General features: G+C 60.3%; 12 protein-coding genes. 5 read left to right on the top strand and 7 right to left on the bottom strand.

The genetic code is table 11. The features are described 5' to 3' along the window. Positions 1-28 precede the first annotated feature (28 nt). Together waaA and ACA067_RS02215 are read right to left on the bottom strand one after the other, a co-directional pair. The gene (waaA, locus tag ACA067_RS02220; protein WP_497460429.1) at positions 29-1,306 is read right to left on the bottom strand and encodes a lipid IV(A) 3-deoxy-D-manno-octulosonic acid transferase; all 1,278 of its coding nucleotides are present in this window, start codon (positions 1,304-1,306) and stop codon (positions 29-31) included. Then, entirely contained in the window at positions 1,299-2,219 is a 921-nt protein-coding gene (locus ACA067_RS02215) for a LysR family transcriptional regulator (protein WP_497460428.1), read from the bottom strand. The genes waaA and ACA067_RS02215 overlap by 8 nt, the downstream gene beginning before the upstream one ends. A gap of 103 nt (positions 2,220-2,322) precedes the next feature. On the opposite strand from ACA067_RS02215, the gene ACA067_RS02210 reads away from it, so the two are divergent. The 4 genes from ACA067_RS02210 to ACA067_RS02195 all read left to right on the top strand — a co-directional run bounded on the left by ACA067_RS02210 (position 2,323) and on the right by ACA067_RS02195 (position 5,853). Next, positions 2,323-2,655 carry a DMT family transporter gene (locus ACA067_RS02210; RefSeq protein WP_008027887.1) on the top strand — a complete coding sequence of 111 codons (333 nt, stop codon included), beginning with the start codon at positions 2,323-2,325 and terminating at the stop codon, positions 2,653-2,655. A gap of 212 nt (positions 2,656-2,867) precedes the next feature. Continuing rightward, complete coding sequence (locus ACA067_RS02205) at positions 2,868-4,043, top strand: NAD(P)/FAD-dependent oxidoreductase (protein ID WP_497460427.1); 1,176 nt, start codon at positions 2,868-2,870, stop codon at positions 4,041-4,043. Next, positions 4,040-4,852: an aldo/keto reductase gene (locus tag ACA067_RS02200; RefSeq protein ID WP_497460426.1), complete on the top strand. Its 813-nt coding sequence runs from the start codon at positions 4,040-4,042 to the stop codon at positions 4,850-4,852. Before ACA067_RS02205 ends, ACA067_RS02200 begins: the two co-directional genes overlap by 4 nt. A 32-nt stretch (positions 4,853-4,884) precedes the next feature. Then, positions 4,885-5,853: a metal ABC transporter ATPase gene (locus tag ACA067_RS02195; RefSeq protein ID WP_497460425.1), complete on the top strand. Its 969-nt coding sequence runs from the start codon at positions 4,885-4,887 to the stop codon at positions 5,851-5,853. A gap of 120 nt (positions 5,854-5,973) precedes the next feature. Here the strand turns inward: ACA067_RS02195 and hldE are convergent, their stop codons facing one another. The 3 genes from hldE to ACA067_RS02180 all read right to left on the bottom strand — a co-directional run bounded on the left by hldE (position 5,974) and on the right by ACA067_RS02180 (position 10,576). Next, positions 5,974-7,398, bottom strand: a complete 1,425-nt coding sequence (gene hldE, locus ACA067_RS02190) for a bifunctional D-glycero-beta-D-manno-heptose-7-phosphate kinase/D-glycero-beta-D-manno-heptose 1-phosphate adenylyltransferase HldE (RefSeq protein ID WP_497460424.1) — start codon at positions 7,396-7,398, stop codon at positions 5,974-5,976. Positions 7,399-7,579: 181 nt separating this feature from the next. After that, on the bottom strand, positions 7,580-9,388 hold the full coding sequence (gene msbA / locus ACA067_RS02185; RefSeq protein ID WP_497460423.1) for a lipid A export permease/ATP-binding protein MsbA: 1,809 nt from the start codon (positions 9,386-9,388) through the stop codon (positions 7,580-7,582). 15 nt (positions 9,389-9,403) lie between these two features. Continuing rightward, positions 9,404-10,576, bottom strand: a complete 1,173-nt coding sequence (locus tag ACA067_RS02180) for an O-antigen ligase family protein (protein ID WP_497460422.1) — start codon at positions 10,574-10,576, stop codon at positions 9,404-9,406. Between the two features lie 150 nt (positions 10,577-10,726). On the opposite strand from ACA067_RS02180, the gene ACA067_RS02175 reads away from it, so the two are divergent. Then, positions 10,727-11,293 (top strand): BUD32 family EKC/KEOPS complex subunit, encoded by a 567-nt coding sequence (locus tag ACA067_RS02175; protein ID WP_497460421.1) that lies wholly within the window; start codon positions 10,727-10,729, stop codon positions 11,291-11,293. Here ACA067_RS02175 and ACA067_RS02170 read toward each other — a convergent pair. Together ACA067_RS02170 and ACA067_RS02165 are read right to left on the bottom strand one after the other, a co-directional pair. Then, a complete protein-coding gene (locus ACA067_RS02170; RefSeq protein WP_497460420.1) occupies positions 11,288-12,385 on the bottom strand; it encodes a glycosyltransferase in 1,098 nt (365 codons plus the stop codon). The two genes, ACA067_RS02175 and ACA067_RS02170, sit on opposite strands and share 6 nt — an antisense overlap. A 45-nt stretch (positions 12,386-12,430) precedes the next feature. After that, complete coding sequence (locus tag ACA067_RS02165; protein WP_497460419.1) at positions 12,431-13,192, bottom strand: glycosyltransferase family 2 protein; 762 nt, start codon at positions 13,190-13,192, stop codon at positions 12,431-12,433. Between the last annotated feature and the right edge of the window lie 22 nt (positions 13,193-13,214).

The raw sequence follows: 13,214 nt of genomic DNA, 5'->3' as shown, positions 1-13,214 counted from the left end.
GCGATCTTTTTGGTTCCGGCAACACGGTCTAACGGTCGATCAACCGCCCCAACCCATCCAGTAACCGCTGCAACGCGCCCTGATTGCCGCGCATCACTTTCAATCCTGCCTCTGCGATCCGCTGCGCGTCCCTGGGCAACTCGAACAGCCGCTGCACCGCCACCGCCAAGCCCTCAGCGTCCTCCACTTCCTGCAACGCCCCCGCACTGCGCAACTGCGCGGCGATTTCGAAGAAGTTGAACAGGTGCGGTCCGCTCAACACCGGCTTGGCCAACGCAGCAGGTTCCAGCAGGTTATGCCCGCCGTTTGGCACCAGGCTGCCGCCAACGAAGGCACTGTCGGCCAGGGCATAAAGAAACAGCAATTCGCCCATGGTGTCGCCCAGCAACACCGAAGTACCCGCAGTCACCGGCTCGCCCGTGGAACGGCGCACAGTCGCGAAACCCTGCTGCCGGCACAACTCGAACACCGCATTGAAACGCTCCGGATGGCGCGGCACCAGAATCAGCAACGCATCGGGATGACGGGTGAGCAACTGGCGATGAGCCGCCAGCACCACTTCGTCTTCACCTTCATGGGTGCTGGCGGCGATCCATACCGGACGCTCTTGCGCCTGCCATTGCGCACGCAACGCGGCGGCACGCTGGAGCAATGCCGGGTCGATGGTCAGGTCGAACTTGATCGAACCGGTCACTTCGACCGTTTCCGGACGCGCACCCAAGTCACGGAAGCGTTGAGCCTCGGCCTCGGTCTGCACCGCGAACAGGCTCATCTCGGTGAGCATCGGCCGGGTCAATTTCCTGAAACGCCCATATCCCTTGGCCGAACGTTCGGACAGGCGCGCATTGGCCAGCGCCACGGGAATCCCGCGCTTGGCGCACTGATGAATATGGTTCGGCCAGAGCTCGGTTTCCATGATCACTGCCAGTGTCGGCCGGACCCGATCAAGAAATCGCGCCGCGGCGCAGGGCAAGTCGTAGGGCAGATAGCAGTGCTGAATACGCGGCTCATTGGCGAACAGTGCCTGGATGCGTTCCGAACCGGTGGGGGTCATGCAGGTCACGGTAATCGGCAGTGTCGGATAACGTTGCAGCAAGGCGCGAATCATCGGCGCCGCGGCAATGCTTTCGCCCACGGATACCGCGTGCACCCAGATACCGCCCGGTTTCATCGCTGGCAGTGCGAGGGAGAAACGTTCGCCAATGCGCTTGGCGTATGCCGGCGCCTTGCGCGCCCGCAGCCACAGACGAATCGCTACCAATGGCAGCCCCAGGTAAAACAGCGCGGTGTAGAGAGTTCTATTCATGGCGGCGGAGTTTATCGGTTTTTTCGCCAATCGCCTGCAAGTGCACGGCAAAACGTTCCGCCAGCCAACGGGCGGCCGGACCGAGGGGCTCGTCGCGGCGCCAGACCAGTTCCACGATCAACGCTGGCGGGGTCCATTCGCTGTCCAGTTCGACCATCAGCCCTTGATAAGCCGGATATTGCACCACGTGTCGCGGTAGCCAGGCCCAGCCGAGGCCGCGCACCAGCCATTCGGCCATCACGTAGAAGCTGTCGGCCCGCCAGACCTGCGGACTGGCGGGCTCACTGCCGGGATAAACGCTGGACTGGGTGGACATCAACAACTGCCGATGCTGTGCCAGTTGCTGGCAGTCGACCCGAGACTGCTGCGCCAGTGGATGCCCGACGCCACACACCGTGACCATTTCAACACTGCCCAACACCCGCCGCTCGAGAGCTTCGGGGATCTGATCGTGATAAAACAGCAAGCCCAGATCGGCCCGACGCTCCACCAGTTTGCGCGCCACATCGCCCTGGGCTGCGCTGGTCAATTGCACTTCAAGACTGGGAAATTTTTCCGCCAGGGCTTCGAAGCTTTCGATGATCGGTTGATAGGGCATGGCTTCATCCTGAGCCACACGCAGACGAGCCTCCTGGCCGCGCATCATCGCCAGGGCCCGGCCGTTGAGGCGCTCACATTGACGCAGCACTTCCCGCGCCTCGTCCAGCAAGGCATTGCCGGCCTCGGTGAGTTTCGGCTGGCGGCCACTGCTGCGATCGAACAGGCTGACGCCCAAATCCTCTTCCAGCAGCGCAATCGAGCTGCTGACCGCCGACTGCGCCTTGCGCTGCTCCCGCGCCACGGCAGAAAACGAACGTTGCTCCGCCACGCTGACAAACAAGCGCAGTTGATCCAGATTCCACTGCATGTTCATGGCCAAACCCATCGCTGAAACAGATAGGTAATGACTTTACCGCATCTGGAGAATCTCTAGAATGCCGAACTCGCAAAGCAACACTTCATTCGAGGATTGACCCATGACCGCTTACTACTACCTGGCCATTGCCATCTGCGCCGAAGTGATCGCCACTGTCTCGATGAAAGCAGTCAAGGGTTTCAGCACACCGCTGCCACTGATTCTGGTCATCGTCGGTTATGGCATTGCGTTCTGGATGCTGACGCTGGTGGTGCGCAGCGTTCCGGTGGGCGTGGCCTACGCCGTTTGGGCCGGCATGGGCATCGTGATGGTCAGCGTCGCGGCACTGTTTATCTACGGACAGAAGCTGGATGTGCCGGCGATGCTGGGGATGGCGTTGATCGTATTGGGCGTCGTAGTGATTCAGCTGTTCTCCAAGACTGCCGGTCATTAAGATCCGAAGCCCAATCATTGTGGGAGCGAGCTTGCTCGCGATGGCGACATAACATTCAGCATCAATGTTGACTGACCCATCGCTATCGTCGGAACGCCGCCCGGAGCAAGCTCGCTCCCACAGGTTTTGCATCCGCCCTATTGATCACCACCAAATCCCCTCTTCGTCGAGTCTGTATACTGCGCCCTCGTCTTGAACACTGAGGTCGCTGCATGCCATCCGTTATTTCCACCGACGTTCTGATTGTCGGCGCTGGTGTCGCCGGGCTCTGGCTGAATGCGCGCCTGCGCCGCCAGGGTTTTTCGACCGTGCTGGTGGAAAGCGCCAGCCTCGGTGGCGGGCAGAGTGTGAAATCCCAGGGGATCATCCACGGCGGCGCCAAGTACGCACTGCATGGCGCCCTGACGGGTGCCTCGGAAGCCATCGCCGACATGCCGCGCCGCTGGCGTGAAGCGCTGGCCGGGGACGGTGAGCTGGACCTGTCCGGCGTGCGTCTGCTGTCCGAAGCGCATTACCTCTGGTCTCCCGGCACCCTCGCCGGCAATCTCACCAGCTTCTTCGCCAGCAAAGCTGTGCGCGGTCGCGTCGATCAGGTCACCGGTGAACAATTGCCACCGGCCCTGCAAGACAAGCGCTTCAAAGGCAAGGTCTATCGGCTGGCGGAACTGGTGATCGACGTACCCAGCCTGATCCAGCGCCTGGCCGATCTGGCGGGTGACAGCTTGCTCGCCGGGCGGAAGATCGAACCGTTGCTGGAGGGTGGGAAACTGATCGGCCTGAAGGTGGATGAGCGCGAGATCCGCGCCCAGCGCATCGTCTTGAGCGCCGGCGCCGGCACCGCGAGCTTGCTTGAAACATTGGGTCTGACCCATCCCGCCATGCAACGCCGGCCGTTGCACATGATCATCGCCAAAGGCCCGGGCCTCAAACCGCTGTACGCCCACTGCCTGGGCGGCGGTACCAAACCGCGTATCACCGTGACCACGCACCCGGCCGCCGACGGACAATGGGTCTGGTACCTGGGTGGCGATATTGCCGAAGCCGAAGGTGTCGCCCGCGACCCCGCCGCGCAAATCGCCACGGCCCGCAAAGAACTCGGCCAGTTGCTGCCATGGATCGACCTGAGCACGGCGCAGTGGGCGACCTTGCGCGTGGATCGCGCCGAGCCGCTACAATCCGGATTGACCCGCCCCGACAACGCGTTTCTTGCCGAAGAGGGCCGGCTGCTGGTCGGTTGGCCCACCAAACTGGCACTGGCGCCAGACTTCGCCGACCGCGTCATCAGTTCTTTGCAACGTGACGGCATCCAGCCAGGCCATCCGGCACCGCTGCCTGAGCTGCCAAAACCGCCGATGGGCATTCCAGCCTGGGAGCAACTGCTGCCATGAGCCAACCCACCCTGCACGATCTGCATCGCCCTCTGGGCAGCACCGGCCTGCTGGTTTCGCCCCTGGGCCTGGGCACGGTAAAACTCGGCCGCGACCAAGGCGTGAAGTACCCCAACGGTTTCCAGATCCCCGACGATGACGAAGCGCGCATGCTGCTCAAACTCGCGCGCGACCTGGGCATCAACCTGATCGATACAGCCCCGGCCTATGGCCGCAGCGAAGAACGCCTTGGCCCGTTATTGCGTGGCCAGCGCCAGGACTGGGTGATCGTCAGCAAGGTCGGCGAAGAGTTTGCCGACGGTCAGTCCCGACACGATTTCAGTGCCGCGCATACCCGATTCTCGGTGGAACGCAGTCTGCAACGTCTGGAAACGGATTTTATCGACCTGGTGCTGGTGCATTCCGATGGCAACGACCTGGCGATCCTCAATGACAGCGAAGTCTATGCGACCCTTGCCGAGCTCAAGCGCCAAGGCAAGATTCGCGGTTTCGGCTTTTCCGGAAAAACTGTCGAAGGCGGTTTGAAGGCTCTGGAACAGGGTGATTGCGCCATGATCACCTACAATCTGAACGAACAGAACGAGAAGCCGGTGATTGACTATGCTGCTGCCCACGGCAAAGCCATCCTGGTCAAAAAAGCCCTCGCCAGCGGTCACGCCTGCCTGAGCCCGGGCGTGGACCCGGTGCGCGCCAGCTTCGAATTGTTGTTCGAACATCCGGGTGTCGCCAGTGCTATTGTCGGGACCATCAATCCGCTGCACCTCGCCCACAACGTCGCGACCGTTGCCCAGGTCCTACGTAGAAACTGACGCCGCCGACGCGGCCTTAAGCAGGAGCCGACATGCCGCGTACGCTCATAAGAAAGAACCCGAGCAACTTCAAGACCCTGCCGTTATTCGTCGAAGCGACCCCCGAAGGCTTGAGTTATCAGAGCGTCGGGATGCCGCTCAATTTTTCCCAGACCCTGCAACGTCGCCGCCCGGTGACCGTAGCCGACACCGAACGCTTCGCGCTGGAGCTGGCCAATCTCGGAGTATCGGTGCGCTTGACCCTGCATTGGCAGAATCGCGATTACTGGGTGTTGGTGCGTCAGCGACGGCAAGACCGTGGCGATGTGGTGCTCAAACTGATCTCCGGTTACGTGCCGGCCCACGAGCTGAACCTGCCGCTTCACACCGCGATCCAGGAAATTGCCGAAGAGTGCCTGCTGGAAACGCCGGAAGGCTGGCTCGGTGGACGCTTCAACGACACCTGGTTGCCGGCGCCCTACTCATCTGCCCTGCATTACCGTGAAGCCATGCCTTTTCGCCTGACCCCGTTGTCAGGCGCGGCGCGACCGGTGCGTTGCGCCAACCTGCAGCTGATCGAACGTCCGCGGGCTTACGTGCACTTGCCGACGGCTTCGTTGCAACTGATCTATGACCTGCGCCTGGACGTGCCCAAAGAAGCCAAATCCCTGAGCCTGTTTCATGTCGATGAGCGACTGGAAGGCGATCAACTGGTGGCCCGGCTCGACCGCAAGCGTCCCGACCTTTATTTGATGCCACTGCAAGACGGCCAGCCGATGGCCGAGCTCTTTACCTTGAAAAAGGATCAGTTGTACCCGGCGAGTACTCGCGGGTTGTACCTGGCAGAAAGTTTCGCCCGACAGGAAGGCTGGCTGGTACGCGATGAACGGATTCGCTGGAAGGATTGGGTGCGACAGCAGGGGTTGACCCCGCCGGGGAAGGATTCCGGTCTGGCGCGGTTGCGTGGGAAGGCCAAACAACTGCTGAAGAAGATTGTGCCGCGTAAAAAAGTCAGCCTGTAGGAGCTGATGATCGTTCCCACGCTCTGCGTGGGAATGCAGCCCGAGACGCTCCGCGTCTCAAAGCGGACGCAGAGCTTCCATAGAGGCGTTCCCACGCAGAGCGTGGGAACGATCAACGCGTCACTCGGACTGGCGGATCTTCTCGACAATCGCCGTGGTCGAGCTGTTTTCAACCAGCCCCAGCACTTTCACGATGCCACCATACGTGGTCACGATATCCGCACCGACCACCTGCTCGATCCCGTAATCACCGCCCTTGACCAGCACGTCCGGCTTGACTTCGCGCAGCAGGTTTTCCGGAGTGCCTTCAGCGAAGCTGATCACCCAATCCACGGCGCCCAGACCTGCCAGTACGGCCATGCGACGGTCGACGCTGTTGATCGGACGACCCGGCCCTTTCAGCCGGCTGACCGACGCGTCGTCGTTGACCGCCACGATCAGACGATCGCCCTGGGCCCGTGCCTGTTCGAGGTAGGTCACATGGCCAGCGTGCAGAATGTCGAAACAACCATTGGTGAAGACGATCCTCTCGTTGTGCGCACGCGCATCGTCGACCGCCAGCAACAGCTGCTCGAGACCCAGCACCCCGCGCTCGGAACCTTCTTCACGCTGGATGGCCCGCCGCAGTTCCGGGGCGCTGATGGCCGCCGTACCGAGCTTGCCGACCACGATACCCGCCGCCAGGTTGGCCAGGGCCACCGCGTGGGGCAGTTCTTCACCGGCGGCAATCGCTGCCGCCAGGGTGGAAATCACCGTGTCGCCGGCACCGGTCACGTCGAACACTTCACGGGCACGGGCTGGCAGGTGCAACGCCGGATGATCCGGGCGTAGCAGGGTCATGCCGTGCTCGCCGCGGGTCACCAGCAAGGCGCCGAGGTCGAGGTCGTGCATCAGCTGCGCACCCTTGCTCACCAACTCGTGCTCATCGGCGCAGCCACCGACGATGGTTTCAAATTCGCTGAGGTTCGGCGTGATCAGGCTCGCACCACGGTAGATAGAGAAATCCTTGCCCTTGGGGTCGGCCAGCACCGGTATGCCGCGGGCACGGGCCGCCTGGATCAGCACCTGATGGTTTTTCAGCGCACCTTTGCCATAGTCCGACAGTACCAGCACCTTGATGCCTTCGAGCAGTTCGTCGACCTGCTCGCCCAACGCCAGGGCGTCGGTGGCGAAGGGTTCTTCGAAGTCGATACGCAGCAGTTGCTGGTGACGACTCATGACCCGCAGCTTGACGATGGTCGGCTGGTGCGCGATGCGCTGGAACAATGCCCGCACGCCCGCGCCCTTGAGGCTATTGACCAGGCTGTCGGCGGCTTCATCGTCGCCAGTGACGCCGACCAGCGACGCCGGGGCACCGAGGGCGGCAATGTTCAACGCAACGTTGGCGGCACCGCCCGGGCGGTCCTCGATTTGCTCGACCTTGACTACCGGTACCGGCGCCTCAGGGGAAATCCGTGAGGTACCACCATGCCAGTAACGGTCGAGCATGACATCGCCGACCACCAAGACAGGGGCTTGATCGAATCGCGGCATGGACAACTTCATGGAGCAACCCACATACAAAATGAACAGGGGCGCGATATTAACACAGGCTTGGCGTGGGCTTGTGTGACGGCTGCAACGGGATGATTCGGCTGGGGTTTTTATTCATGGCTGAGCACAGATCACCGGACGCATTGCACGTCGGGCGTGCGAGAGGGTGAGCCAGGCCCACCCTCTCGCCGGTTCAGGCGATGCCGGCCGATACCGGCTCGTCCAGCCCCATCGCATGCAGGCGCGAATAGTAGCCGTTTTGCGCCAGCAACTGGGCGTGGGTGCCACGCTCGACGATTTCTCCATGGTCCATGACCAGGATCAGATCGGCTTTCTCGATAGTCGACAAGCGGTGCGCGATCACCAGGGTAGTGCGACCTTTCATGACATGATCCAGGGCCGCCTGAATATGCCGCTCGGACTCGGTATCGAGCGCCGACGTCGCTTCGTCGAGAATCAGCAACGGAGCATTCTTCAACAGGGCACGGGCAATCGCCAGACGTTGACGCTGTCCGCCGGACAGCAACACGCCGTTTTCCCCGACCTGAGTGTCCAGTCCCTGCGGCATTTCCGAGATGAAGTCCATCGCGTAGGCATCCGTGGCGGCCTTCTCGATATCGGCACGCGGCGCATCGGCCAGGTCACCGTAGGCGATGTTGTTGGCAATGGTGTCGTTGAACAGGGTCACATGCTGCGTGACTTGCGCCACATGCCGACGCAGGTTGCGCAGGCGATAGTCTTCGATCTCCACGTCATCGAGCATGATTTCGCCGATGTCGTGATGATAGAAACGCGGAATCAGGCTGGCCAGGGTCGACTTGCCGCTCCCCGACCGACCGACCAGGGCGATCATTTGCCCCGGTGCCGCGGTGAAGTTGATGTTTTTCAGCACTTCACGCTCGGTCCCCGGGTAAGTGAAACTCAGGTTGCGCACCTCCAGGTGGCCGCTCACGCGATCACGTTCGACGGTGCCGTTGTCGACCTCAGGTTCGACGTCCAGCTGTTCGAAAATGCTTTCGGCACCGGCGACGCCTTTCTGGATGGTCGAACTGACTTCCGACAGCTGTCGAATCGGCTTGGGCAACAGGCCCGCCGCGGTGATGTAGGCCACCAGATCACCGGCGGAGGCGTCGCCGCGCAGAAACAGTACCAGGAACATCAACACCGCCATGGCGGTATAGATCACCAACTGCAGCATGGGTGTGTACACCGCACCAGTCTTGGTCATGCGCAATTGTTTGTCGGTGTTACCCTGGCTGGCCTCGGCAAAGCGACGCTTTTCATAATTTTCGCCGCCGAAGCTGCGCACCACGCGATACCCCTGGATGGTCTCGGAGGCCACGTGAGTCACGTCGCCCATTGCCACCTGGATCTTCTTGCTCTGCTTGCGAAATTTCTTGCTGGTATTGCCGACCATGAACGCGATGACCGGCAGGATCGCCAGCATCACGATCGTCAGTTTCCAGTTCATCCACACCAGATAGGCAAACAGGAACACCACGGTCAGGCCTTCACGGATGACCACCTTGATGGCGTCCGTGGCTGCGCCGGTCACCATGGTCACGTTGAAGGTGATGCGCGAGATCAGATGCCCGGAGTTGTGGGTATCAAAATAACGGTTGGGCAGTACCAGCAGCTTGTTGAACAACTCGACACGCAGGTCGTGGACCAGGCCGAGGGAAACCTTCGCCAGGAAGTAGTTGCCCAGAAATGACCCCAGGCCTTGCCACGCGGCGATCAGGATGATCAGCAACGGCACGGCCATCAGCAATTGCAAGTCTTTCAGGTAGGGGACGTTGGGGAAGAGCACCGCTTCAGGATTGCTCAGGCCATCGACGAAATATTTGAGAATCCCCGCCAGCATGGGCTGAGTGGAGGCAAAGATCACGAAGCCCACGATACTCAGCAGGAAAAGGCCCGTATAGGGTTTTACATACCCCAACAGCCGAAAATAGATTTTCAAGCTGGAATCCTGTCCCGCTTTGGGCGGTGCGTCACTCATCGTAGAGCTCACTGGTTAGGAAGAACGCGGAATTTTATCACAAGCGTCGGAATCGGCCCGCGCCCATACCAAAACACCGGCCAGACCTACGGGCAGCCAACTGATGAACCACTCCGCCCTTGGCGTTCCGGTCAGGCTGGCTGCGTCGAATTGCATGGCCAGGGATGAAAATAGCCAGATGCCGATGACACCTTGGCCATAGAGTGTTTCCCGGGCCTTCCAGGCCTCATACAGGATTGCAATCCATGCCGCGCACCACAATAACAGGCCCGGCAGGCCCAGCTCGATAGCGACATGGGTGAACAAGTTATGGGCATGGTCAAAGTAAACGCCCTCGGCGAACACCCTGTAGGCGCCACCCAGCCCCAACCCCTGCCAAGGATGTTCGGCGATCATTTGCAGGCTTGCCATCAGGATTTGTGGACGATAGGAAACACCGCGGGCCAATACCAAGGGTTCGAGAAACCAGAAAGCCAGCATCGCTACAGTCAATGCCGACACGGCAATGATGCGGCTGCGACGATCGCGGCACCAGATGGGCATGGCGAGCAACGTCAGAAACAACGCCAACGCAGCACCACGGCTCTGGCTAAGCACTACAAACACCCCAAGCAATCCCAGCGCGAACGCCCAGACTGCTTGCATCCAGCGATCGCGTGGGACCCAATGAACAAGCCACACGGCCGCCAACCCAATGACGTACCCCCCCAGAATCGGATGAGCCAACTCGCCCAACCCCTCGACGCGCGCATACCAGACGTTGCCATTGATCACGTAAAACTTGACCATCGCCGCCAACGCAGTCAACGCCAACCCCAAGCCGCCCCATTGCATGACGCGTATGACCCGTTCGGGTCGGGCATTGGCAAAGACCGGGAAGAACAGCAGAAACACACTGATATACAACAAACGCTTGGCTTCGCGACCCGGGTCCTCGACGTTGGTCCACGTAAGACTGATCAATGACCAGACCATCAGACCGAGCAATGGCAGGTAGACCCAGCGCTGCTTATCAAGCAGTTCTGCGAGCCTGGCCCGTGTTGACCAGGCGAACATCATGGCCGGCAGCCAGAGCATGACGACCAGGCCCTGCTGGTAGAGTTTATTGGTAGGCGCAACGGCGATGGCCAACAGGAACCACAGCAGACCGATCGTCATCCATGCTTGCGCCCAGCGTGTTTCCTGCATCAATGTGCTCCTTGATTGGTTCGCCCCGCCTAACCCGGCATGGTTAAAACTGAAACTTTTCGGCATCATTGCCCGCCACAGTGCCCCGCTATTCCAACAAGGCTTTCCACGATGCAATGCTCCCGACTTGCGCAAGACGCTTTAAATCGAATGATTGAAGGCGCCAGAATACTGGAGGCCGATAGCTTCGGCCCGAAAGTCTACCTGTTGCAGGACGGGAATATCCTCAAACTGTTCCGGCGCAAGCGTATTTTTTCTTCCGCGCTGTTTCGTCCGTATTCGAAACGCTTCATCGACAATGCCATCGAACTGCAAAAACTGGGTGTGCCCACCTTTGAGGTCCTGCAGTTCTTCCGACTGCAAGCCCCTGGCATGACGGCTGTGCTTTATCGGCCCCTGCCTGGAGAAACCCTGCGCCAGATTGCCGACAAGGAAGGCTTCAACTGGCAGCAGACCCTGCCTGCTCTGGCGGTCCTGATACGCAGTCTTCATTCGTCGGGTATCTACTTTCGCTCATTGCACCTGGGAAACATCGTGGTGACACCGGACAATCGAATGGGCCTGATCGATGTGGCGGACATGCGTTTTATGCGGGCACCGCTGCCCAGGCATCTGATCAAGCGCAACCTGCAACACTTCGCCCGCTATATTGCACGAGAGAACCTGAACGGCAGCTTTCCAATGCAAGCGCTGGAGCAAGCCGTTCTGCCGTCATGAGAGCAATCGGCGGGCGACCTGACCGAAGTCCGACCAGGCCTGGTCCGGCGCCAGTTCCAGGTATTGCTCCGCTGCGACGTTTTTCCCACAGACGCTGAACGCGCGCACGATGGCATCGCGCCAGGCACTGACATCATCGACGGCGGCGTACCAGCCCGTATGAGCCAGCTGCTCGCGGAACACCGCCAATTCGCTGGACATGACCGGCACGCCCGCCATCACGGCCTCTTGCATGATCAACCCCAGCCCCTCGCTGAGTGAAGGGATTGCGACCCAGTCGAAGGCGCTGTAAAGCTGCGCAGCCTCGTTGAGATGACCTGGCAACGAGACACGGGCATTCAATCCCAAGTGGTCGATGCGCGCTTGCAGCGCTGCCCGGGTCGATCCTTCGCCGATGATCACCAGGCGCAGATCGGGTCGTTGCTGCAAGGCCGAAGTAAAGGCCTCGAACAGACACGCAAAACCCTTCTTGTCCTCGAATCGTCCGACCGCACCAAGCACCGGCGTATTATCCAGGGGCAATCCCAACCGGGCACGGGCCTGCTCTCGCGAGAGCACTGCCGAACGGAATGAGGCGGGGTCGAACGCACTGCGCAGGGTCATCACGGGCAATTGGAGGTCGCCGCTCAACTGGGTAGCCAAGGTATTGGACACTGCAACCAAGGTCAGCCGGGAAGACGCATTGAGCTGCTCAAAGAGTTCTCGATCCGCAGCACGCAGACGCGTAGAACCATGAAAAATCACCACCGCGCGCAGACGTGGCAGTGTTTTGAGAAGCGGCAACAGCGTGCGCGCGACGCCCAAACCATCGAGCAGTAGCAGGTGCGCCTCACTCTGCATGAGCGCCTTCTGAAAGCCGGCCTGCATCCAGGGCTTCGTCAGCCGCCAGAAATGCCGCCCTTTCAAGCGGGCAGAGGACAGTTTCCATTCCCGAGCGTCGCCAACGCTCAGCCCACACTCGGACACGCTGCCTTGCAGCAACCAGGTCTTCACTGATGCAGTGGGGTCAGCCTGCGAGAGAATTTGCTGATGAACCTTGTGAATCGATGCGTATGGAGCGCCACCGGACCACATGACGTTAAGGATATTCATAGAGCAACAAGCCAATGCAAGGGTCCCGGGTGACAAGCGGTGCACTTAGTTGATGAACCAGCCAATGCAGACTCCCAGCAATATAAACAATCCGGACTTCACGTGGTCACGTCGACTGCGGCGCACCTTGCGCCGACGTTCAACCGACGTCTGTACATGGAGGCCAAATCCGGTATGCCGAACGGCATCCCCTTCCAGCGTCACGGCGGTCAAATCGAGCTGTGCGTAACGCTGTGACAACGCCTTCTCCCCACCGTGTTCGGCAAATGGGGCGCAGAGCCGATATTCCTTCATGCGACGCAGCCCGGGATTCAGCGAAAAACTCTGCCACTCGGGTTTATCGGAGATTAGCGGGTAACACGGCACCCCACCGATAATTTCACGTGCGCCCAAGTGAATGTAGGGGCTGTGAACACACAGATCGTAGATATAGTTGCGCAACCACACCTGGAGAATTTCCGGGCGCAACTCGAGAATGGCCATGGAGTCTTCCACTAACCCCGGGCGATAGAACTCCCAGTCATCCTCGCAATGAAAGATGTAGGGCGTAGTGACGTGTTCGTACGCCAGGTCGATCGACGCCAACTGGCCGAGCTTCGGGCGATTGACGAACACCGTGCAGTGATCTTTCCAATGGGCGGGAATGACCGAGTGCACCTGATCATCGCCCGCATCTTCAGTGATGAAGACTTCGCGGATGGCGGCTGTATTGAACCGGTCAAAACTCTCGAGAGTCATTTTGAGCAGGTCCAGGCGGCCACAGCTGGTGACCACTAATGTGATGTTACTTTCTTTAGAAAAGTGCACCTGATTCCCGATTAAAAGTCAA

The sequence above is a fragment of the Pseudomonas sp. LBUM1674 genome (genome assembly GCF_059695635.1).
Note: the sequence above shows the minus strand (reverse complement) of the source record. Positions and strands in the feature narration are given on the sequence as shown.

Bases quoted from the DNA above. Each gene is read 5' to 3' on its own strand.
- waaA (WP_497460429.1), bottom strand. From the start codon at position 1,306: ATGAATAGAACTCTCTACACCGCGCTGTTTTACCTGGGGCTGCCATTG.
- ACA067_RS02215 (WP_497460428.1), bottom strand. From the start codon at position 2,219: ATGAACATGCAGTGGAATCTGGATCAACTGCGCTTGTTTGTCAGCGTG.
- ACA067_RS02210 (WP_008027887.1), top strand. From the start codon at position 2,323: ATGACCGCTTACTACTACCTGGCCATTGCCATCTGCGCCGAAGTGATC.
- ACA067_RS02205 (WP_497460427.1), top strand. From the start codon at position 2,868: ATGCCATCCGTTATTTCCACCGACGTTCTGATTGTCGGCGCTGGTGTC.
- ACA067_RS02200 (WP_497460426.1), top strand. From the start codon at position 4,040: ATGAGCCAACCCACCCTGCACGATCTGCATCGCCCTCTGGGCAGCACC.
- ACA067_RS02195 (WP_497460425.1), top strand. From the start codon at position 4,885: ATGCCGCGTACGCTCATAAGAAAGAACCCGAGCAACTTCAAGACCCTG.
- hldE (WP_497460424.1), bottom strand. From the start codon at position 7,398: ATGAAGTTGTCCATGCCGCGATTCGATCAAGCCCCTGTCTTGGTGGTC.
- msbA (WP_497460423.1), bottom strand. From the start codon at position 9,388: ATGAGTGACGCACCGCCCAAAGCGGGACAGGATTCCAGCTTGAAAATC.
- ACA067_RS02180 (WP_497460422.1), bottom strand. From the start codon at position 10,576: ATGCAGGAAACACGCTGGGCGCAAGCATGGATGACGATCGGTCTGCTG.
- ACA067_RS02175 (WP_497460421.1), top strand. From the start codon at position 10,727: ATGATTGAAGGCGCCAGAATACTGGAGGCCGATAGCTTCGGCCCGAAA.
- ACA067_RS02170 (WP_497460420.1), bottom strand. From the start codon at position 12,385: ATGAATATCCTTAACGTCATGTGGTCCGGTGGCGCTCCATACGCATCG.